Raw genomic sequence first — 21,689 nt, 5'->3', positions numbered from 1 at the left:
GGATCTCGCCTCACGCCCAGAACTCGTTCATCGGCTGGGCGTATGCATCATTGTTGGTGAGAGCCGAGAGGCCGAGCGCGGCTTCGATGGTGCGCAGCAAGCTGTAGTGGTTGTAGTGGACATCGCCGACGAAGCCGCCTGCACGCATCCCACCGGCAACGGCTCCCAGCGACGGGATGGCGACAGTGACGATGTGGTTGCCCTCATTGCCGACGCCGGTCGTGAGATTGTTGTAGTCCTCGTCGAACGTCACGAAGATGGCGCTCTTCTCGTCGACGTCCTGCCACGTGGGCGAGTTGAAGATCGTCGTCAACGGGCCCTGAAGCCAGTCGTCGCCCGCCTTGACGTTGTATTGGTGAGCCGGGTTGAGGAACCCCAGAAGCCAATTGAGAACGCCGAACGGAAGGTCGGTAGGGCCTTCCATGTTGGTCCCGTCGTCCGCGGCGAACCAGACGAAGTTCGGGGCGGTATCTGGATTGGTCAGGCCCTGGCCCAGGGCCGAGATGTCGAACAGGTGGGTCGCGACGCGCTGGGGGTCGTTGAAGATATCGCTGAAGGCCAGGAAGGGAAGCCGATCGGTGGGCGTGGAGTAGCCGCCGCCACCCTCGGCGTACCCAGCCCACGACTTCCCCGCCGCCTCGATGTTGTCGGCCAGGTTCGGCGTGCCGGTGGGAAAGCAATTCGACGGACAGTTGTAGTTGAACCCGAAGTCGGACCCACCAATGATCGGGTAGTAGTTCGGATCGCTGGGATGGGTCACGCCGTAATAGTTCGAGGCGTACCCGTAGTTGTCGATGAGCAGGTTGAGGTACGGCGCGTTGGGGCTGCCGACGATCTGGCCGACGCCCTTGTTCTCCAAATACACCATGAACACGTGGTCCAGCGGGCCGACGTGCACCACGGGCGGTGCGAGCAGCGCTGGGGTCAGAGTCGGATCGTTGACGGTGAACGACAGGTTGTCCGCGTAGGCGTTGTTGTAATTGCCCAGTATCGGGTTGCGATCGTCGAAGCTCACCACGACCTTCGCGCTGCGGGTACCCACCGGAAGCGCACCCGAGGTCTGGCGGTGGATGAAGCCAGTCGCGAACAAGCGGTCCCAGGCCGACACCGACTGGAGCGCGCCGGTGCCCAGCTTGACGCCGGTGCCGTCCAAGAAGTCGACCTCCGCCTTGGTCCTCGACGGGTCGATGAAGAACCCGCCGAGGTCGCCGGCAAGGGTGAAGACGCCAACGCCCGCGTCGATCGATGCGTGTGCGGCGCTGAGGTCGACGATCTGAGTGAGTGTGGAATCTGCCACGGGGCCGCCGCCGAAGAACTGCGCGCCCTGGGCAAGGGTGGCGCCGGCACTGCGGGGGAACGCCAAGAAGCCAGGAAGCACCGGGCCCGGTGATGCCGTCGGCGACGGAAATCGGCGCTCGGTGCCGTACCTGATGACCGTTGGTGTGCCGGTCAACTCCCAGCCCGGCACGGTCACTGCGGCGTAGCCCGACAGGGACGGATCGCCGGCCTCTGCGCCCGGGTTGACCAGTAGGTTCGGGCTCTCAACCAGGCTGGACGCCGTGTTCGCCGGTGCGGCGTACGGGAGGAGAATCCGCTTGAACTCATCTCTTACGAAGGCCAGAACCGTCCACACCATGGGGGACTGCAGTGGCATGCCGGGCCCAAAGGGCGTCATCAGCGCGTCCAGAACTGCACCGGCCAGTTGCGCGACGGCACCGATCAGGAGGGGGCGCGGCCGCTCCGGGACCTTTGCGACGTGCAGCTGGGGGGCAGCGACGACCATCGCCATCGCCGGTGTCACCGCGGCTGGCGATACTTCATCGTCGGCGGGTGCCGCCATGCTCCGCACCGTCGCTTGCTCGTGTTCGTCGACGGTGGCCGCCTGCGACGTCGCGCGCCTCGTGGCCGGAGTCGCCTCGGGTACCAGCCGCGAATCATTCTTCGCCACTTGGAGACTCGATGCGCGCGCGACGTCCACCCGATCGTTGGCTTCCTCGGCGTCGTCGTGGGGATCGGGGGACGCGTGGGCCCCGCCGGAGCTGCTGATCGTCACGACCGGACCGTGGCCGTCGTCGAGCACGGTCGTCGAGGACGCCGTCATGGATTCCGGCGGCGGCGCCGCCGCCGACCCCGAGGCTGAGGTTGTGCCGGCTCCTCCCGTCGTCGGCGTAGCAGGTGGTTCGGAGGTCGAGGACGACGGTGATTGCGACGGCGAGGACGAATCCTCCGCAGGCGTGGGCGCCGAAGTCGAATCCGACGGGACGGCGTGGGCGATTCCCAGCGTGGTCGCTTCCGCAAACCCGAACGTCAGGGCAACCGCCAGTGCCCCGGCGCGACCGATACGTGCGACGTAACCCATGGTGTCGTCCTCCCACTCATAGGAGCCGCCTCGACGCGGTCGTCGAATACTAGGTCCATCTGCCGCTGCGGCACTACGTGTTGCGCAATGCGGAAATCCGCCAAGGCCCCCAATATTCACCCGCCGTCCAACTTCGCTACCAATACTGACCGTGTGGCCAAACCCCTCGTGAACGCCCTCGCACGCCTGACGGCGTGGACCACCGTGCTCGGTTGCGCGCTGCTGGGGTTGGCCCCGGTGGCGTCGGCGATCCCCGTCGGCAACGCTCGGGGGGAGTTGTCGTTCGGAGGATTGCAGCGCACCTACCTGGTCCATGCCCCTGGCGGCGTGCCGTCGGGTCTGGTGATCAACCTGCACGGAGCCGGGTCCACGGGCGCAGGACAGGCAGCCTCCACCAACTACGACGCGGCCGCCGACGCGCTGGGGTTGGTCGTGGCCTACCCCGACGGCATCGACCAGAGCTGGGCCGACGGGCGCGGAGCCTCGATTCCCGACCGGCAGGGGGTCGACGACGTCGGCTTCCTGACGGCACTGGTCGATCGCCTCGTCAGCGACTACGGCATACCGCCCGGCCGGGTCTTCGCGACGGGGATGTCGGCGGGTGCGTTCATGGCCACGCGGATGGGCTGCGACCGGGCCGACGTCATCGCGGCCATCGCCCCGGTGGCGGGCACGCTCGGGTCGGGTGTGCCGTGTGCCCCGTCCCGGCCGGTCTCGGTCCTGCAGTTCAATGGCACCGCCGACCCGATAGTTCCCTTCGGCGGCGGTGGCATGCTGGGCCGCGGCGGGGCGAGCGACATCGTGTCCGCAGCGGCGATGGCTTCACGGTGGCGCGATCTGGACCGCTGCGCCGGCGCGCCGCAGGAGGACGACCTGCCGAGTGCGGGTGACGGCACGGTGGTACGCCGCGTCTCCGGCGTGGGATGCGCCGACGGCACTGCGGTGGTCCTGCTGCAGATCAACGGGGGCGGCCACACCTGGCCCACCGGGAACTTCGCTCCGCCGGACGCCGGGCTGACCACCACCGCGACCAATGCGTCGTTGGCCAGCGCTCAGTTCTTCGCCGCGCACGGCAGGTGACGGCCGGACCTCAACACTCGACGAGGTTCACTGGGACGTGCATGGCCAGTCCGCCGGTCGAGGTCTCCTTGTACTTGGAGCTCATGTCGACCCCGGTGACGCGCATGGTTTCGATCACCTGATCGAGGCTGACGCGGTGAATCCCATCACCGCGCAGCGCCATTCGGGCCGCGTTGATCGCCTTCCCCGCGGAGATGGCGTTGCGTTCGATGCACGGAATCTGCACCAGCCCGGCGATCGGATCACAGGTGAGGCCCAGGCTGTGCTCCATGGCGATCTCCGCGGCGTTCTCGACCTGATGCGTCGTACCACCGAGGATTTCGGCCAGGGCCGCCGCCGCCATCGCCGCGGCGGATCCGACTTCGCCCTGGCACCCGACCTCGGCTCCCGAGATCGACGCGCGTTGTTTGAACAGGGAGCCGATGGCACCCGCGGTGAGGAGAAACCGGACGACGACGTCGTCGGGGTCCTGACGTCCCGGCGGCGTGTAGTGCAGTGCGTAGTGCAGCACCGCGGGGATGATCCCGGCTGCGCCGTTCGTCGGAGCCGTGACGACCCGCCCGCCGGAGGCGTTCTCCTCGTTCACCGCGAGCGCGACGAGGTTGACCCAGTCCTCGGCGAAGGCGACGTCACGGTCGGGGTCGTCCTGAACTAGCCGCTCGTGCCAGTCGTGCGCACGCCTGCGGACGCCCAGGGTGCCGGGCAGGTGCCCGGTGCGCTCGATACCCTTGCGCTGGCATTGCATCATCACGTCGTGGATGTGCAGAAGCCTTGCGCGGACCTCGCTTTCGGGCTGTGAGGCGCATTCGTTGGCGAGCATGATCTGGCTGATCGGCAGGTCGTGGAGATCGGCCAGGTGAATCAGTTCCTCGGAGCTCCCGAACGCCATCGGCACCTCGACGCTGACGGGCCCGCCACCGTCGTCGTCGTCCGCGGTGACGATGAACCCGCCGCCGACGGAGAAGTACGTCTGGGTGAAGAGTTCGGCGCCGTGCTCGTCGAGTGCGGTGAACGTCATGGCATTGGCATGCCGCTTGTGAAACGTCAATGGCCGCAACACCATCGCGGCCTCGGTGAGCGGGACGGGTCGGCTGCCTGCGAACTGGATCCGGCCCTGTTCCCGGACGGTCTGCAGTCGTCGTTCCATCTCGTCGGTATCGATGGTCTCCGGCGCGAAGCCCTCCAGCCCGAGCAGGATGGCGGCCATGGTGCCGTGACCGGATCCGGTGGCTGCCAGTGAGCCGAAGAGGTCCACCCGAACGTCGGCCGTCGCCTCGAGTTGCGCGCGCAGTGCGACCTCGTCGGCGAAGCTCTTGGCTGCGCGCATGGGTCCCACCGTGTGCGAACTCGACGGCCCGATGCCGATCGAAAACAGTTCGAAGACGCTGATGGTCATGAATCTCCCGCTGGCCAACCTACTCGCGATCGGGCCTCGTCGCACGGGACCCACGGGGCGACCGTAGAGGTTCAGCCGTCGGACAGCTTGATGCGGGGCGCCAACTGCACCACCTCGGGAACGACGGTCGGGTTGGCGTGCGACATGGTGACCAGCGATACCAGCGTGCCTGCGACATCGCGCAGTGCCGACATCTGAGCGGGAAGCTGGCCGTGTTCGGTCCACGACTCGAACAGCTGGGCCAAGAGGTCGCGGTCAGCGCCGCGGAGGATCTCGGTGTCCTGGGTGGGCCCCATGCCGACGCGGATGATCGACAGCTCAGGGTGCTCGCTGCGCCACGAGCGCAGGATCTCGTCGAGTGCGGCCTTGCTGGCGTCGTAGGCGGCCACCCCCGCGCGGGGCCGGCCCACGTCGTTGCTCGAGGCGACCAGCACCACGCCGTTGGCGGTGAGATGCGGCAGGGCGGCGCGCAGAACGTTGTTGGCGCCGACGGTGTTGACGCTGAACGCGTGGACCCAGGTAGCGACGTCGGTGTCCTCGATGTGGGCGAAGGGCACCACGGTGCTGGTGAACACGACGGCGTCGAGTCCCCCGAGGGTGTCGGCCGCCGCGTCGACGACCCGCTTGATGGCGCCGGGGTCCTCGACGTCGAGCTCGAAGGGGAAACCACCGATGTCGTCGGCCAGCTGGGTCAGCCGATCCATGCGGCGGGCGGCGACCGCGACCTTGGCGCCGCGCTCCGCTGCGTTGACGGCCACGGCGTGACCGATTCCGGACGACGCTCCGACGACCAGCAGCCGTATACCGTCGGCCCCGGCTTCTTGACGATCCACTGAGAACCACCTTTGGCGAACTTGGTAATACCGTTCTCGTCAGCCTAGGGCGTCGACCAACCTGGCCTACGAGGGGCTTCGCCGAATGTGGCCTAGGCGGCCAGCGTGGCCAGCGTCGGGTTCGCCGTGGGAATGGTCGATGGCGTCGACGACGCGATGTCGACCGGTGCGAGCAGCGGCAGCACCGCAGGCGGGTCACCGATCACGACGCCGTGGGCCGTGCCGCTGGGCGTGGGAACGTCGAGCACCGTGCCGGGGATCAGGCCGTCTCCCTCGCTGGTGTTGCCGGCGAACCATTCGTTGAACCACTGCGCGGACAGTGAATCCACGGCCGGCGGGTTCTGCGGCAGCGGGAAGCCTGCGGCGATGTACAGCGACAACTGGATGAGCGGGTTGCCGCCCCGCATGGAGTCGGAGTGCACACCGCCGTCGAGGATGACGCCGTTGTACCGGCCCGGTCGAGCCGCCGTCAGGTCGGTGTTGACCTTGCTGGTGGAGTTGTAGAGGTTCGGCGGTGCGCCGATCTCGCGCACCGGGATGTAGTGCCCGCCCAGGCTTTCTGCGTAGGCGTCCAGCTTCTTCAGTGCGACGGGCAGCGTGGTCCCGATGGGCACCCCGTCGAGGAGGATGACGCCGACCAGGTCGTCGGCGGCGCCGTTGTCGACCAGGAACCCCGCCGCGCCCGAGACCAGGTTGGCGCCGAGCGAATGCCCGATCAGAGCGAACTTCTGCGGCAACACCGCGGGACCAGTGCCGAAGTCGTACTTCGTCGCGTAACCGGCGTCCACGGCGCTCGCGGTGAGCGCGGCACGGTCACCGGTGAACAGGTCGGCGATGGCGGCGGACGTCCCGGTACCGCCGAGCCAGACCGAGTCACCCGCGAAGGGGTTGGATGTCAGCGTCGTCGTCACGACGACGCTGCCCGTCGTCTCGGCGAGATTCGCGGCGGTATAGCTGTACATGGGACCCAGCGCGAAGAAGCCGTGTTGCAGCAGGATCATCTTGGTCGGCGGCTCACCGGTCTCGGTCTTCGGGTAGAACCAGTTGGCTGCCACCCGCTGACCGTTGCTCAGCTGCACCGTGGAGCTCCGCACGGTGACGGTGCTGCCCGGCGGGACCACGGGCGGCCCGGTGACCAGGGCTTCAATCGCCTGCACGGTGTTGATCACCAGCGATCCGACGTTGACGATGATCGCGTTGACGACTTCCTGCACGACGCCAAGGACCGAGAGCGGCGCAGGCGCGGGCGCGGGGACTGCGGCAGCGGAGAAGGTTTGCGGCGCAGCGACTCTCGCGACCGGCTCGGCCTTCGCGATCGGCTCGGCAGGTGGCGCGTCGCTGACGCTGACGCTGTCGCTCGTCGCGGCCGGCTCGGCGGTGACGGACTCGGTCGCGGCCGGCTTCTCCTGTGGGGTGGCGGCGGCCGGCGTCTTGCGCTTCGAGGTGTGTCTTACCTCGTCCTGAGGCGACGTCTTGGTCGGCTTCGTCGTGGTGCCGTCGGCGTCCGCGGGCGTCGTCTCGTCGGTGGGGTCGTCCGCGTCGGCCTCGTCGGAGGTGCTCGCGGGTTTGGGGGTGTCGGGCGTGTCAGTCTTGGGCTTGTCGGGCTTGGGCGTATCCGAACCCGTCGACTCCGACGAAGGGGAACCGCTGGAATCGGGTCCGGCATCGGGATCCGCACTCGCGACGCCGGTGCCGGCGAGCAGAGCCGCCGAGACTCCCGCGGTGACCAGGCCCGCGCCTACCCATGCTGATAGCTGTTCCACGTCGTGCATCCTGACAGGGGCCTCCTCGCGGGCGATGCGTTTCGGCGGGATACGCGACCGTCGAGGACTACAGGATGTCGACGATGTCGTTCTTGAGCGCCTCCGCCTGCGTGCCGAATACCGCCTGGACGTTGTTGCCCACCTCGATGACACCGGCGGCCCCGAGCTTCTTCAGGCGATCCTGATCCACCTTGGAGGTATCGGCCACCTCCATGCGCAGGCGGGTGATGCAGGCATCGACGTTGACGAGGTTCTCCCGGCCGCCGAACGCCGCAATGAGTTGCTCGGCCCGGGTGTCGGTGACCGTCGGTGCGGGTGCTAGCGCCGCGCCGCCGGCCGTAACGGTGGTCGCGGAATCGGCCGCTTCGCCCAGGTTGGCGCGTTCATCGGCGTCGAACTCGGTCTCCGGCTCACGGCCGGGCGTCCGCATGTTCCACTTCGTGATCGCGAACCGGAACAGCACGTAGTAGACGACGAAGAACACGACGCCCATGCCGATGAGCAGGGGGATGTTCTTCGCTGCGGGGGCGGTGCCGTAGAGCAGCAGGTCGATCAGGCCCGCGGAGAATGAGAATCCCAGGTGGATGTCGAGCAGGTAGGCGATCGCCAGCGAGAGCCCGGTGAGCACGGCGTGGATGACGTACAGAGGGAAGGCGACGAACATGAACGCGAACTCGAGCGGCTCGGTAATGCCGGTCAGGAACGCGGTCAGCGCGGCCGCCGAGAGGATGCCGACCGCGACCTTGCGCTGCTTCTTGTTCGCGACGTGGATCATGGCCAGCGCGGCGGCGGGCAGGCCGAACATCAGGATGGGGTAGAAACCCGACGTGAGGATCCCGGCCGACGGGTCGCCCGCGGCGAAGCGCGTGAGCTCGCCGGTGACCACCTTGCCGTCGGGCGCCTGGTAGTCGCCGTAGATGAACCAGACGAACGAGTTGACGATGTGGTGCAGGCCCAGCGGGATCAGCATGCGGTTGGCGAACCCGTAGATGAAGGCACCGATGGCGCCCGAGCCGCCGATGAACTTGCCGAGTCCGGTCAAGCCCGCGTCGAACAGCGGGTAGCAGTAACTCATGGCGAAGGCTAGGAACAGGCACGCCAGCGACACCACGATCGGGACGAACCGCCGACCCCCGAAGAAGCCGAGATACGAAGGCAATTGGATGGTGTGGTAGCGGTCGAAGAGCCAGGCGGTGAGCAGGCCGACCAGGATGCCGGCGAACACGCTGTAGTTGATCTGGGCCTGCTCGCCCGCCTTGTCGACCTCACCCGCGAGCACGATCGGCGACATGGTCTTGAACACGGCCTGCACCACGAGATAGCCCACTACTGCGGCCAGTGCGGTGGAGCCGTCGGCCTTCTTGGCGAATCCGATCGCCACGCCGACCGCGAAGAGCAGCGGAAGATTGCTGAAGATCGCATCACCGGCCGCGCTCATCGCCTGGAAGAAGGGTCCGATGACGGGCGCCTTGATCCGGCCGAGCAGATCGTCTTGACCCAGCCGGAGCAGGATTCCCGCCGCCGGTAGCACCGCGATCGGCAGCATGAGACTCTTGCCCAGCCGCTGCAGTTGCGCAAACCCGGGAATGCGCATCCCCGACTTCTTCTGCGCCCCTTTAGTTTCCGTCGTACCGCTCATCTCCGGTCCCCCTCCTCCGCCGCAGTGTGGCCTACCGCCGAAGCTGCCGCCGAAGCTTAGACGAGAACCCGTGAACACGAGACCGAGTTGCCGTTGCGCTCGTATTGTTGGGCGCATGAGTACGACGCACGTCCTCGCCCCCGTCGCCGGGCGCGCGGTACCACTTCACGACGTCCCCGACCCCGTCTTCTCCCAGGGCATGGTGGGGTACGGCGCCGCCGTCGACCCCCAACACGGTGTGGTCGAGGCGGTCGCCCCCGTCGGCGGCAAGATCTTGAAATTGCTCCCGCACGCCTTCATCGTCATGACAGCCGACGGTGTCGGCGTCCTGGTCCACCTCGGGTTGGACACCGTCGCGCTGAAGGGTGAGGGCTTCACCGCCCACGTCAGCCAGGGCGACGAGGTGGCGGCCGGTCAGCTGGTGATCACCTACGACGTCCCGGCGATCGTGGCCAAGGGCCTCAATCCCATCGTTCCCGTGGTGGTGATGGACGAGCGTGAGGCGGGGAACGTGGTGGCCTCCGAGGCCGTCTTCGAGGGTGCCGAGATCGCCTCGGGCACAGCCCTCTTCATCGCCAGCAAGTAGATGGAAGTCATCGTCTGCCGGGATGCCGAGGAGATCGGCGTCATCGCCGCCGACGCGATCGGCGCCCTCCTGGAGCGAAGGCCCGACGCGGTCCTCGGCCTTGCCACCGGGTCGTCACCCCTGACGATCTACGACGAACTGGCCAGGCGCTGCGATGCAGGCCTGCTGTCGTTCCGGCATGCCATGGGCTTCACCCTCGACGAGTACGTCGGCCTGCCGGTGGACCACCCCGAGCGGTACCGGACAGTCATCGACCAGGTGTTGGTGTCTCGCGTGGACTTCGCTCCCGGTGCCGTGCAGAGCCCGGACGGTGTGGCGTCGGACATCCTGGCCGCCTGCGCCGCCTACGAGGCGGCGATCCGGGCCGCGGGTGGCGTCGATCTGCAGATCCTGGGCATCGGGACCGACGGGCACATCGCGTTCAACGAACCGGGATCGTCGTTGGCGTCTCGCACGCGGATCAAGACACTGACGCGGCAGACGCGCATCGACAATGCGCGATTCTTCGACGGCGACGTCAAATCCGTACCCACGCACTGCTTGACGCAGGGGCTCGCGACCATCATGGAGGCCCGCCACCTGGTGCTGGTGGCCACCGGCCGCAGCAAGGCCGAAGCGGTGCACCACCTCGTGGAGGGCGCGGTCAGCGCCATGTGGCCGGCAACCATCCTGCAGCACCACCCCCACGTCACCGTGCTGCTCGACGACGCCGCGGCCCGTCGGTTGCAGCTCGTCGACTACTACCGCGAGACGTACCTCGCCAAGCCGGGATGGCAGGGGATCTGAGTGCTGATCACCGCCGACACCCTGCTGACCGGCCGAGAACTGTTGCGGCCAGGGTGGATCGAGATCTCCGACGGTGTCGTGCAGGCGGTGGGCAGCGGTGCCGCGCCCCGAGCCGTCGACCGGGATCTGGGGGCGGTGACGGTGATTCCCGGCTTCGTCGACACCCACGTGCACGGCGGCGGGGGAGCCAACTTCACCTCCGCCCGCCACGGCGACACCGCTACCGTGGTCGAGCTGCATCGCAGGCACGGGAGCACCGCGCTCGTCGCCTCCCTCGTCACCGCTGGCCCCGACGAATTACTGAGGCAGGTAAGGGGATTGGCCGAGGACGTTCGCGGCGGCCTGATCGACGGCATCCACCTTGAAGGGCCGTGGCTGTCCACCAGGAGGTGCGGTGCCCATCAGCCGTCGCTGATGCGTGATCCGGATCCCGCGGAGATCGCCCGCGTCCTCGGGGCGGCCGACGGTGCGATCCGGATGGTCACCGTCGCCCCGGAACGCGACGGCGCGCTGGGGGCGATCCGGCAGTTCGTCGCGGCAGGCGTCGCGGTGGCCGTCGGCCATACCGAGGCCACCTACGAGCAGACACGGGCGGCGATCGCGGCCGGCGCGACCGTGGGCACGCACCTGTTCAACGCGATGCGCCCCATCGACCGTCGCGAGCCGGGTCCCATCATCGCGCTCCTCGAGGACCCGCGCGTGACCGTCGAGATGATCACCGACGGCGTCCACGTCGACCCCGCCATCTACCGGCACGTGACACGTAGCGCCGGACCCGACCGGGTGTCGCTGGTGACCGATGCGATGGCGGCGACGGGGATGGCCGACGGTCGCTATCACCTGGGGCCATTGGCGGTGGAGGTCGTCCACGGCGTGGCGAGGGTGGCGGGTACCGACACCATCGCCGGAAGCACCGCCACGATGGACCGGCTGTTCCGGTTCGCCGTGGAGCACGGCGGGTCGTCCCGCGACGAGGCGTTGAAGATGGCGGTGCGCCAGTCGTCGCTCAATCCGGCCAGGGCGTTGGGGTTGTCCTGCACCGGACTCGTCCCCGGCGCCCGCGCCGACGCGGTGGTGATGGACTCGCAGCTCGCAGTGGCGGGTGTGCTGCGCCGCGGGGCGTGGGTCGTGGAACCCGCGGCCGAGAACGTGTGACGCTACGATGCGGCCGGGGGTGACGAGATGACCAATACGCCTGCAGTCGGCGCGCGCGCCACCGCGGGGTGGTTGCGGCGTTTTGCCAGGACGACGCCCGGCGTGGTCGGACTCGTCGCGGTTGTCGTCGCGGCCTCCTGCGTGCTCGCCGGTGTCGTCGTCGGGGGTCAGCTCGATAGCCGGATCGCGAAGAGCACGTCGATTCTCGACCGGTCCGAGCCGTTCGCCTACTCGGCGCAGAAGCTGTACGCCGCTCTGTCGGCCGCCGATGCCGCTGCCGCGACCGAGTACCTGTCCGGCGGGCTCGAGACGGCGGCGATGCGATCGCGCTACCAGCAAGCCCTTGCCGACGCCGCCGGGGCCTTGACCGATGCCACGCTGGGCGCGACGGACACCCAGACCCGTACCGCACTCGCGCAGATCTCGGTCGAGCTGGCTTCCTATACGGGTCAGGTCGAGTCGGCGCGGGCCAACAACCGGCAGGGCTTCGCGGTCGGTGCGGCGTACTTTCGGGAAGCCTCCTCGTTGATGCAGACCTCGATGCTGCCCAGCGCCGAGCGGGTCTACGCGGGAGCCCTCGCCGCGCTCGACGAGGACCAGGGTGCAGTCGCATCGTTGCCGATCGTCGGACTGGTGCTCCTATTGATCGCCTTGGTGGTGGTCGGCGTCGGCTCGCTGATCCTGGTCGGCCGGACGAATCGCCAGTTCAACAGGGGCCTGGTGGCAGCCGCGGGCGTCATACTGCTGGTCATGGCATGGGTCGTGGTGGCCAACCGGTTCGCGGCGAGCAGCGTCGAACGGAGTCGAACCGAGGGCACCGCGCGGTTCGAGCAGCTCGCCAACGCGCGTGTCCTCGCGCAGAAGGCCAGGACCGACGAGACCCTGCAGCTCATCTCCCGCGGTGACATCACCGCGGGAGAGAAGGCGTTCAACGAACGCCTTGATCAGCTGACCGCGTTGCTAGCCCAGGGACCCGCGGCCGCGGCCGACGGCGTCCTCGAGTGGTCCGCCAGCCACCGCAAACAGGTGGAGCTCTATCAGAGCGGGGACTATCCGGCGGCCCTCGCGCAGGCGATCGGGAGCGATCCGCGAGGTTCGGCGGCGCAGTTCGGTGCGGTCGAATCGAGTGTCGGCGAGGCCATCGAACAGACCCGGACGGGGTTGCGCGCAGACGTCTCCTTGGCGGCGACTCGCCTGGCGTGGAGTCCGACGGGCACGTTGGTGCTGATGGTGATCGCTGCCGCGGCAGCCATCGCAGGTCTGTGGCCCCGGCTCAAGGAGTTCCTGTGAGGGCGCGATTGGCGGCGGCGCTCGCCGTACTCGCACTCACCGCTGCGTGTGGGAATCCCGAAGCGCCACAGGCGGTCACCGTCACACCCGTGAACGCCATGCCGGGCGGTGCTGAGGAAGTGACGGCCGCTCCGGCCGCCGGAAACGCGGACTGCGAGAGGGAGGCGAGTCTGCGTCCCGGCCCGCAGCCTGCGCCAGGCGCGATGCCCCCCGGATCGACGATGGAGAAGATCCTCGCCCGGGGTCGCCTCGTCGTGGGTGTCGATCAGTCGACCAACCTATTCGGCTCGCGCAATCCCGCCACCGGGCAACTCGAGGGTTTCGACATCGACCTTGCGCGCGAACTCGCGCGCAGCATCTTCGGCGATCCCGACCGCGTCGATCTGCGGGTGGTGACCGCGGCACAACGGGAGACGGCACTGCAGGAAGGTCAGGTCGACGTGGTGGTGCGGACCTACTCGATCACCTGCGACCGCAAGCAGAAAGTCGCCTTCTCCACCCCGTACTACGTTGCCGAGCAGAGGATCCTCGTCGCCAGGGATTCTGGAATCCGAACTGCTGCAGATCTTTCCGGCAAGCGAGTGTGCGCGGTGAAGGGTACGACGTCACTGGCCGCCCTGTATGCACTCGATCCTCGGCCGACGCTGTATGGAGTGGGCCAGTGGACCGACTGCCTGGTCATGATCCAACAGGGCCAGGTTGATGCGATCAGCACCGACGACGTGGTGCTCGCCGGGTTGCTGGCGCAGGATCGCAAGAACCTGGAGTTGGTCGGCGCCAGCATCGGTGACGAGCTGTATGGCATCGGGATCAAGCTGCAGAGCCCCGACCTCGTGCGCTTCGTCAACGGTGCCCTCGAGCAGATGCGCGAGGATGGCACGTGGGAGCGCCTGTATGAAACAAACCTGCAGTCACTCGGGCCGTCACCCGGTCCGCCGACGGCGCGCTATCAGGATTGACGACGATGTTGACCACTGATGAGATCGATCGCGAGCTCGAGGCCCGCACCCAAGAGGTGAACGCCGCCTCGGCAACACTGTTGGAACTCGACAATCATCCTGGGCTGCAGCACGTTCGTCGCTATTCCCCCGCGGGCGCGACCGCTCAGCGGTGGGCGGAGGTGCAGAAGTCCCTCGACGGGTTATGGGAGGCCATGGGACGGATGACGTCGATTCTCGCCTCCGCCAAGGCGGTCAGGGCCCGGCGATCGAAACTCGACGAGGACGACCGCGTCGAGTTGACCAGATGGTTGCGCGAACGCCCGCTCGAGGTGTCCCGGGAGCAGATCCCCCTGGCGAAGCGGGTGATCACCGGTCCCGGTGAGGCCGTCGGTTACGTCGGTCTCGCCGAGATGGCAGCGGACATGCGTGACGCGTACCCCGCGGTCGCGGCGTTCCTCGACGACGTCGACCGGATCAACTCGCTGATCGCCGACCGCCTTGCGCCGCTGCAGCAGCGACTCGACGACGCGGGCGCGGCCTACCCCAAGGAGGTCGCCGATCTGTTGGCCGCGTCGGCGACCGATCCGCTCTCCCTGTCGCTCGTGGACATCGAGGAACGGATTCGGGTTATCGCCGAGGAGGTCGAACGACGGTCGTCCGATCTCGCCGAACTTTCTGCGCTGCGGGCGAATTGGCCTGTTGCGCTCGAGGAGACGGCGGCCCGACTCGACGTCTTGCGGGCGGCGTTCGACCGGCTGGTGGAGACCCGCGATCGGGCCGAGCGTGACGTGGTCTCGAGTCCGCTACCGAGGCACGAGGACGCCGAGCCGAGCCTGCGCGCGGAGTTCGGTGCGATCACGGCGCCGGATCCGGCTGCGTTGCGCGCGCTAAGACGTCGAATCGCCGCGGCCCTCGATGTCGTCGCCAAGGACGAGGAGCTCGCACAGGGTCTGTTGGACCGCCGGACCGAACTCAAGGGGCGGCTCACGGCGTATCAGGCCAAGGCGGCGCGCCTGGATCTCGGTGAGGATCGAGACCTCCTGGCGTGCAGCAGGATTGCCTCCGGCTTGCTACACCGGCAGCCGTGCGACCTCCGTGCCGTCACCAGGGTCGTCGCGGACTACCAGCAGCTGCTCGCCGAGAAGCAGGGGAGTGTGCGATGACGTGCACCGAACCGGGATGCGCCGGGACCATCGTCGACGGCTACTGCGACGTCTGCGGCACGGCCCCGCCGCCGCCGGGGTCGGTGCCCACCCCGCCGCCCGCCCCGCCGACGGTGCAGTCCGCCGTCAGTCGGCCGACCGCACGATCGGTGGGCTCGGCGCGAACCGGATCCTCGAGGTCGTCCAGTACACGCGGCCGGTTGGGCGCCGGAATCGTGTCGATACCGCGGATTCCGAAGGGCGATCCGGCTGCGGCCATCCTGACCGACGCCAAGGTGCCGGAGGGAAGTCGGTTCTGCGGCAACACCGATTGCGGCCAGCCCGTCGGACGGAGCAGTAACGGTGATTCCGGACGGCTCGAAGGCTTCTGCACTCAGTGCGGGACGCGATATTCATTCGTTCCCAAGCTGTCTCGCGGTGACGTGGTCGGCGGCCAGTACGAGGTGCAGGGCGCCATTGCGCACGGTGGACTCGGCTGGATCTATCTGGCCGTGGACCGCAACGTCCACAACCGCTGGGTGGTCCTCAAGGGTCTGATCAATTCCACCGACGCCGATGCAATGGCCGCCGCCGCGGCCGAGGTTCTGACGCTCTCCGAAGTCGAACACCCGAACATCGTCCGGATCTACAACTTCGTCGAGCACCTGGATGCCGGGGCGTCGGCACCCGTCGGGTACATCGTCATGGAGTACGTGGGCGGCACGTCGCTCAAGCAGATTCGCAAGGCCCACAACGGTCCACTTCCTCCGGACCAAGCCGTCGCCTACCTCGTCGAGATCGCGCCGGCCGTCGCCTACCTCCACGCCCAAGGCTTGGCCTACTGCGACTTCAAGCCGGACAACGTGATGCAGACCGACGAGCAGCTCAAGCTGATCGACCTCGGCGCCGTCATCGCCATGGACGACGAGGAGAGTGCGATCTTCGGGACCGCCGGCTATCAGGCACCGGAGATCGCGCAGACCGGCCCGACAGTGGCCAGCGACGTGTACACCGTCGGACGCACTCTCGCGGTCCTGATCATGGATGTGCCACAGGAACACGGCCGCTTCGTCGACCAGTTGCCGGGCCCCGACACCGTGCCCGTGCTCGCGAAGTACGAATCGCTGTACCGGGCGATCGTTCGCGCGACGGACCCGGATCCGCTGCGGCGCTTCGCCTCCATGGAGGAGATGGCCGACCAGCTGACCGGCGTACTCCACGAGATCGTCTCCGCCGACACGGGTGTCGCGCAGCCACGGCAGTCGACCTTCTTCAGCCCGCAGCGCGAGGTGTACGGCGCCGGCTTGAACGTGCCGGTCGAACCTGCCCGGGTGATCGCGGCACTGCCCGTTCCCGTGGTCGATCCGACCGATCCGGGTGCCGCCCTGCTGGCGACGACCAGTGGCACCCCACCCGCGCAACTCGAGCAAGCATTGAACCTCGCGCGCGGCGATGCCGACCGGGGTAGGAGCACGTCGGTCGAGATCCCGCTGCGGCTGGTCCGGGCCTCGTTGGAACTCGGTGCCGTGGCGGACGCCCGTGCGCGCCTCGCCGAGCTCGGCTCCGTCATCCCCGGTGACTGGCGGCTGGCGTGGTACAGCGGGCAGTGCGCCCTTCTCGAGGATGAACTCGGTCATGCCGCAGCCGATTTCGACACCGTCCTGGCCACCTTGCCGGGTGAGCTCGCCCCCAAGCTGGCGATGGCCGCGACCGCGGAGCTTCGCGGGGCCCGCAAGGATGCCCTGCGCTACTACGAGATGGTGTGGCGGACGGACCAGGGTTACGTCAGTGCCGCGTTCGGACTCGCCAGGCAACGGGAGCGGACGGGTGACCGCGCAGGCGCAGTCTTCGCCTTGGACCAGATTCCTGCGGCCTCGGCGCATTTCACCGATGCCGGGGCTACCGCGATCGAGATCCTGCTCGAGGGTCGAACGTCGAAGGATCTGGACGAGCAGACGTTGCTCGACGTCGACCGGCGGGCCGGGGCTCTGACCCTCGAATCCACCGCGAAGCGGGCGACGATCCGCCTGCGGGTCCTCAGTGCCGCCTTGGAGTGGTTGCTGCCGGGGCGGCAGTCCACGTCGCCGCGCCTGCTCGGGGGCGACTTCCACGAATCAGGGGTGCGCACGGGCATGGAGCGCTGCTACCGCGAATTGGCGCGCGAGTCGTCGGGCGTGTGGGAGCGCATCGAGTTGGTCGAGAAGGCCAACGCGATCAGGCCGCGGACCCGGGTATGAGCGGCGAGCCGGCCGCGTGCCCGAGATGCGCCACGCCGGTGGGGTCGTCGGACCGGTTCTGTGAAAGCTGCGGGGGTCCACTCTTCGACGCGCCGCCCGAACCGACCCTCACCCGCGTCGCGATACCGCGCAGTGATCCGGTCGAGAGTGCGTGCACCGAATGCGGTAACGGCACCTTCTCCGACGGGTACTGCAGTGAATGCGGTCACCGCCGCACTGCGCCGGACCGTGACGAAGCGCGGCTGGGTGAGGCGGTGCTCGTCACCGACCGCGGTCTGCTCCATCAGCGCAACGAGGATGCGGCTGCGGCGGGGACCGTGACCGGCCTTCCCGGTCGGCAGGAGGCGCTCGCCGTCGTCGTCTGTGACGGTGTGTCGACCTCGGGCGAACCACAGGTGGCATCGGCCGCCGCGTCCAAGGCCGGGGTCGAGGGCATGCTCACCGTGCTGGCGGCCGCCGGCACCACGCACGCGGCGGTGGTCGCCGGCCTCGTCGAGGCGACCAGGGCGGCCACGGACGCCGGGGCGGGTCTGGACCCGGCGAACGCACCGTCCTGCACGTACACCGGTGCCGCCGTCGCGCCGGAAGCCGGTGGCGCCGTAGAGATCACGGTGGGAAATGTCGGCGACAGCAGGGCCTACTGGCTGCCCGACCCGCCCGGGCTACCGCAACAGCTCACGGTCGACGACTCAGTGGCGCAGGAGTTGATGACCGCCGGTGCCGCACCGAATTCGGAGTTCGTGTTGGGCGGTGCGCACACCATCACCCGATGGCTGGGCGCCGACTCCGAGGCCAAACCCTGGTCGGATTCCAGCGTTCGGACGATCACCGTCGTAGAACCCGGATCGCTGCTTCTATGTTCGGATGGACTGTGGAACTACCTACCCGACGCCGCGGACATCGCCCGGTTCTGCTCAGGCGCCGAGCCGACTGCGGCGGCGCGCGCACTCACCGCACACGCCCTGCAATCGGGCGGCAGCGACAACATCACCGTCGTGGTGATCCCGATCGGAGGATCTAAGTGAGTTCATCTACGCAACAGGGTATTTCGGTTGACGTCGATCACAATCCCTATCTCCCCGAGGGTGCCGGGACGGTCGATGCCATCGTCAGCATCACGGTGGGAAGCGAGGCCGCGGTGGCGGCCGCTCCCGCCGAACGCGTGGAGGCGATCATCGTCGACTGCTCGACGTCGATGCTCAAGCCGGCGGGCAAGTTCGACGGCGCGAAGCGCGCCACGGTCGCCGCCATCGACGAACTCAGCGACGGCACGTACTTCATCATCGTGGCCGGCACCGGTCAGGCCGTCGCCGTGTATCCCACCGACGGGGTGCCGACGCGGGCGAACGAGGCGACCAAGGCGAAGGCGACGCGAGCGGTCGACGGTCTGCGGCCCAACGGCGGCACCGCGATGGGCACCTGGCTCGCCTATGTCCGCGAGATCGTTGGGCAGTACCCGGGGGCGCTCACGCACGCCATCCTGCTCACCGATGGCAAGGACGAGCACGAGACCCCCGAGCAGTTGCAACACGAAATCGCGCTCAGCGTCGGCGAGTTCACCTGTGACTGCCGTGGGGTGGGTACGGCCTGGCGAGTGGACGAGCTGCGCTCGATCGCCTCGGCCTTGATGGGGACCGTGGACATCGTCGCCGATGCCGAGGACCTCGCCGAAGACTTCGCGGCGATGATGCGGACGTCGATGGGCAAGTCCATCCCGGAGCTGACGCTGCGGTTGTGGACGCCCGCAGGTGCGACGGTCGAATTCGTCAAGCAGGTCGCCCCGACCGTCGAGGACCTGACCCAGCGGCGTGTCGACGCGGGTACGCAGATCGGGGAGTACGCGCTGGGCTCCTGGGGAGCCGAGGACCGTGACTACCACGTTCAGGTCACCGTCGACCCTGCGGCGGCAGGCAAGGAGAAGCTGGCCGCCCGGGTGAGTGTCATTGCGGGCGAAGAGGTTCTGGGGCAGGGCCTCGTCAACGCGCTATGGACGGGTGACACGGCGCTGTCGGCGCGGATCAATCGTCGAGTGGCGCACTACACCGGGCAGGCCGAGCTGGCCGATGCGGTCCAGGAGGGGTTGGCCGCGCGCCGGGAAGGGGACGTCGCCACGGCCACGGCGAAGCTGCGGCGCGCGATGGAACTGGCCGTGGAGTCCGGTAACGACGAGAAGGTCACCGAACTCGGCAAGGTGATCGAGGTGGACCAGCGGACGGGGACCGCCCGCCTCAAACGCGAGGTGGCTGCGGCCGACGAGATGGCACTCGACGCGCGCTCGACGAAGACAGCACGCGTACGGAAGGAAGGGCCCGTCTGATGCCGACCTGCCCAGAAGGACATACCTCGACTGCCGAGGACTATTGCGATGTGTGCGGGGCGGCGATCGGGTCTCCGGCGGTGTCCTCCGTCCCGTCGGCTCCGGCCGCCGAAGCCAAGGCCTGCCCGGCGTGCGGGGCGTCGGTCAGTGGACGCTTCTGCGAGACGTGCGGTCACGACTCAGCACTGCCCGCTCCGGCCACGCCCGTCTCGGCAACCGTGACCTGGACGGCGGTGGTGACCGCCGACCGAGAGTTCTACGAGCGCGTCGTTGCCCGCGGGGGACCGGACAGCGTCGATTTTCCCGAGTTCTTCCCCGAGCGCCGGATCGAGCTTCAGCGCGATACCGCATTGATCGGACGGCACAACCGCGATCAAGGGGTGGTGCCCGAGATCGACCTTGGTCTGCAACCCGCCGACCGCGGCGTGTCCACACAGCACGCGGTGCTGCGCGTCCGAGACACCGGTCCGACGATCACCGACCTCGGCTCCACCAACGGCACCAGCCTGAACGAGAGCGAGGACCTGTTGGCGAATGGCGTGGAGACGCCCCTGTCCGATGGCGACCGCATCCACGTCGGTGCATGGACCACCATCAAGATCGAAGTGGGTCCGTGATTCGGGGTCCCGATCCCATGATCAGTAACCTGATGCAGATGTCGACCGGGTTTCTGCACACCGCGCCTCGCGCTGGGTTCATCGCGCGGCTTCGATAGTGGATCTCAACGACCGCGTCTACCGGCTCCTACGTCCTCTGATCAAGGTCGTTTCGCTGCGGGCCATCGTCCTGGTCTCCGCGGCGTCGGTGGTCGTCCTGGTCATCGTCCTGGGCACCTGGGTGTGGGTCGGCGTGACCGACGATCAGTACAGCCAGCTGGACCGCCGGCTCGACTCGGTGAGCAGCCTCGGTGACGTGAGCGACCTGCTGAACAGCTCGCCCAGCGCCGATGCGCGCCAGCCGAAGCCGGACGGGAACGTCGTGCGGACCGCGCGGATCGGCGGTGTCACCGTCTCCGTGCCGAGCAACGTGGTCCTGCCCGAACTCCCCAATGGCTACGCCACCACCGAGATCGACGCCGTGCAGTACCGGGTGCGCACCTTCGCCGCGGGCCCGGGTTCGATCGCGCTCGGGGCGCCACTGGCCGAGACGCAGCACCGCATCGACGAACTCCACTTGCGCGTGCTGCTGATCTGCAGCGGTGTCATCGTCGGCACCGTCCTGGTCGGCTGGGTGATCTCGCTGCTGATGATCGTTCCCTTTCGCCTGCTGGCCCAGCAGGCCCGCGCCATCAACGCGCAGTCGATGCCCGACGAGGTGCAGGTTCGTGGTGTGCGGGAGGCGGTCGAGATCGCGGAGGCCGTCGAGGGGATGCTCGCCCGCATCGGCACCGAACAGCAGCGCACCAGGGCCGCGCTGGAGTCAGCTCGCGACTTCGCCGCCGTCGCATCCCACGAGCTGCGCACCCCGCTGACCGCCATGCGGACCAACCTCGAGGTGTTGTCGACGCTCGACCTCGCGCGCGATCAGCGTGACGAGGTGATCGGCGACGTGGTGCGGACCCAGGGCAGGATCGAGGCGACGCTGACGGCGCTGGAGCGACTCGCGCAGGGCGAGCTGACGACCGCCGACGACTTCGTCGAGTTCGACGTGACCGAGCTACTCGACCGCGCGGCGCACGACGCTCCGCGCGTCTATCCCGACCTGCAGGTCACCCTGTCGCCGTCGCCGTCGAAGCTGATCGTGGGGTTGCCGGCGGGGCTTCGGTTGGTGATCGACAACGCCATCGCGAACGCGGTCAAGCACGGCGGAGCCACTGAGATCCGGCTGAGCGTGGTGAGTTCGGTTGCGGGCGTAGAGATCGCGGTCGACGACAACGGTGTGGGTGTGCCCGAGGCGGAGCGTGCCGAAGTGTTCGAGCGCTTCGCCCGCGGCACGACGGCGTCGCGGTTGGGATCGGGTTTGGGTTTGGCGCTGGTCGCACAGCAGGCCGAATTGCATGGCGGCTCGGCGCATCTCGACGTCAGTCCGCTAGGTGGTGCGCGACTGCTGCTGCGGATCCCCGCCCACGTGCCCTAGTCCCCCTCTCCCGCGAGCGTGCGTGTCGGTGGGCGACACGCCGAGGGAAATCGGGACTTTACGCACGCTCGGCGACGCTACCGAGTCTC

Annotated in this window: 17 protein-coding genes; 12 read left to right on the top strand and 5 right to left on the bottom strand. The window is 68.2% G+C overall.

Annotated features, from left to right (window positions below):
- Positions 1-10 precede the first annotated feature (10 nt).
- Positions 11-2,359, bottom strand: a complete 2,349-nt coding sequence (locus QUE68_RS20950) for an alkaline phosphatase family protein (protein WP_286274361.1) — start codon at positions 2,357-2,359, stop codon at positions 11-13.
- A 153-nt stretch (positions 2,360-2,512) separates the two neighbouring features.
- On the opposite strand from QUE68_RS20950, the gene QUE68_RS20945 reads away from it, so the two are divergent.
- Positions 2,513-3,439 carry a CE1 family esterase gene (locus QUE68_RS20945; RefSeq protein WP_284228177.1) on the top strand — a complete coding sequence of 309 codons (927 nt, stop codon included), beginning with the start codon at positions 2,513-2,515 and terminating at the stop codon, positions 3,437-3,439.
- Between the two features lie 10 nt (positions 3,440-3,449).
- Here QUE68_RS20945 and QUE68_RS20940 read toward each other — a convergent pair whose 3' ends face one another.
- From QUE68_RS20940 to QUE68_RS20925, 4 genes are all read right to left on the bottom strand, one after another.
- On the bottom strand, positions 3,450-4,835 hold the full coding sequence (locus tag QUE68_RS20940; protein ID WP_284228175.1) for an L-serine ammonia-lyase: 1,386 nt from the start codon (positions 4,833-4,835) through the stop codon (positions 3,450-3,452).
- A 71-nt stretch (positions 4,836-4,906) separates the two neighbouring features.
- Entirely contained in the window at positions 4,907-5,668 is a 762-nt protein-coding gene (locus QUE68_RS20935; RefSeq protein ID WP_286274360.1) for an SDR family oxidoreductase, read from the bottom strand.
- Positions 5,669-5,760: 92 nt separating this feature from the next.
- Entirely contained in the window at positions 5,761-7,431 is a 1,671-nt protein-coding gene (locus QUE68_RS20930) for a hypothetical protein (RefSeq protein ID WP_286274359.1), read from the bottom strand.
- 67 nt (positions 7,432-7,498) lie between these two features.
- On the bottom strand, positions 7,499-9,070 hold the full coding sequence (locus QUE68_RS20925; protein ID WP_284228171.1) for a PTS transporter subunit EIIC: 1,572 nt from the start codon (positions 9,068-9,070) through the stop codon (positions 7,499-7,501).
- 115 nt (positions 9,071-9,185) lie between these two features.
- Here QUE68_RS20925 and QUE68_RS20920 point away from each other — a divergent pair, with 115 nt between their 5' ends.
- The 11 genes from QUE68_RS20920 to QUE68_RS20870 all read left to right on the top strand — a co-directional run bounded on the left by QUE68_RS20920 (position 9,186) and on the right by QUE68_RS20870 (position 21,600).
- On the top strand, positions 9,186-9,656 hold the full coding sequence (locus tag QUE68_RS20920) for a PTS sugar transporter subunit IIA (protein ID WP_286274358.1): 471 nt from the start codon (positions 9,186-9,188) through the stop codon (positions 9,654-9,656).
- Positions 9,657-10,442, top strand: a complete 786-nt coding sequence (gene nagB, locus QUE68_RS20915) for a glucosamine-6-phosphate deaminase (RefSeq protein ID WP_286274357.1) — start codon at positions 9,657-9,659, stop codon at positions 10,440-10,442.
- Positions 10,443-11,597, top strand: a complete 1,155-nt coding sequence (gene nagA / locus QUE68_RS20910) for an N-acetylglucosamine-6-phosphate deacetylase (RefSeq protein WP_286274356.1) — start codon at positions 10,443-10,445, stop codon at positions 11,595-11,597.
- 27 nt (positions 11,598-11,624) lie between these two features.
- Positions 11,625-12,887 carry a hypothetical protein gene (locus QUE68_RS20905; protein WP_286274355.1) on the top strand — a complete coding sequence of 421 codons (1,263 nt, stop codon included), beginning with the start codon at positions 11,625-11,627 and terminating at the stop codon, positions 12,885-12,887.
- Entirely contained in the window at positions 12,884-13,846 is a 963-nt protein-coding gene (locus QUE68_RS20900; RefSeq protein ID WP_284228163.1) for a glutamate ABC transporter substrate-binding protein, read from the top strand. The genes QUE68_RS20905 and QUE68_RS20900 overlap by 4 nt, the downstream gene beginning before the upstream one ends.
- 5 nt (positions 13,847-13,851) lie before the next feature.
- Positions 13,852-14,991 carry a hypothetical protein gene (locus QUE68_RS20895; protein ID WP_286274354.1) on the top strand — a complete coding sequence of 380 codons (1,140 nt, stop codon included), beginning with the start codon at positions 13,852-13,854 and terminating at the stop codon, positions 14,989-14,991.
- The gene (locus tag QUE68_RS20890) at positions 14,988-17,207 is read left to right on the top strand and encodes a serine/threonine-protein kinase (protein WP_284228161.1); all 2,220 of its coding nucleotides are present in this window, start codon (positions 14,988-14,990) and stop codon (positions 17,205-17,207) included. Before QUE68_RS20895 ends, QUE68_RS20890 begins: the two co-directional genes overlap by 4 nt.
- Positions 17,204-18,232: a protein phosphatase 2C domain-containing protein gene (locus QUE68_RS20885; protein ID WP_284228160.1), complete on the top strand. Its 1,029-nt coding sequence runs from the start codon at positions 17,204-17,206 to the stop codon at positions 18,230-18,232. Before QUE68_RS20890 ends, QUE68_RS20885 begins: the two co-directional genes overlap by 4 nt.
- Positions 18,229-19,524: a VWA domain-containing protein gene (locus QUE68_RS20880; protein ID WP_286274353.1), complete on the top strand. Its 1,296-nt coding sequence runs from the start codon at positions 18,229-18,231 to the stop codon at positions 19,522-19,524. The genes QUE68_RS20885 and QUE68_RS20880 overlap by 4 nt, the downstream gene beginning before the upstream one ends.
- Positions 19,524-20,141 carry an FHA domain-containing protein gene (locus tag QUE68_RS20875; protein ID WP_286274352.1) on the top strand — a complete coding sequence of 206 codons (618 nt, stop codon included), beginning with the start codon at positions 19,524-19,526 and terminating at the stop codon, positions 20,139-20,141. The genes QUE68_RS20880 and QUE68_RS20875 overlap by 1 nt, the downstream gene beginning before the upstream one ends.
- A gap of 139 nt (positions 20,142-20,280) precedes the next feature.
- Positions 20,281-21,600, top strand: a complete 1,320-nt coding sequence (locus QUE68_RS20870) for a sensor histidine kinase (protein WP_286275892.1) — start codon at positions 20,281-20,283, stop codon at positions 21,598-21,600.
- The last annotated feature ends 89 nt before the right edge of the window (positions 21,601-21,689 follow it).

Origin of the sequence: Mycolicibacterium sp. TUM20985, from assembly GCF_030295745.1 — a bacterium.
Classification (GTDB): Bacteria; Actinomycetota; Actinomycetes; order Mycobacteriales; family Mycobacteriaceae; genus Mycobacterium.
Note: the sequence above shows the minus strand (reverse complement) of the source record. Positions and strands in the feature narration are given on the sequence as shown.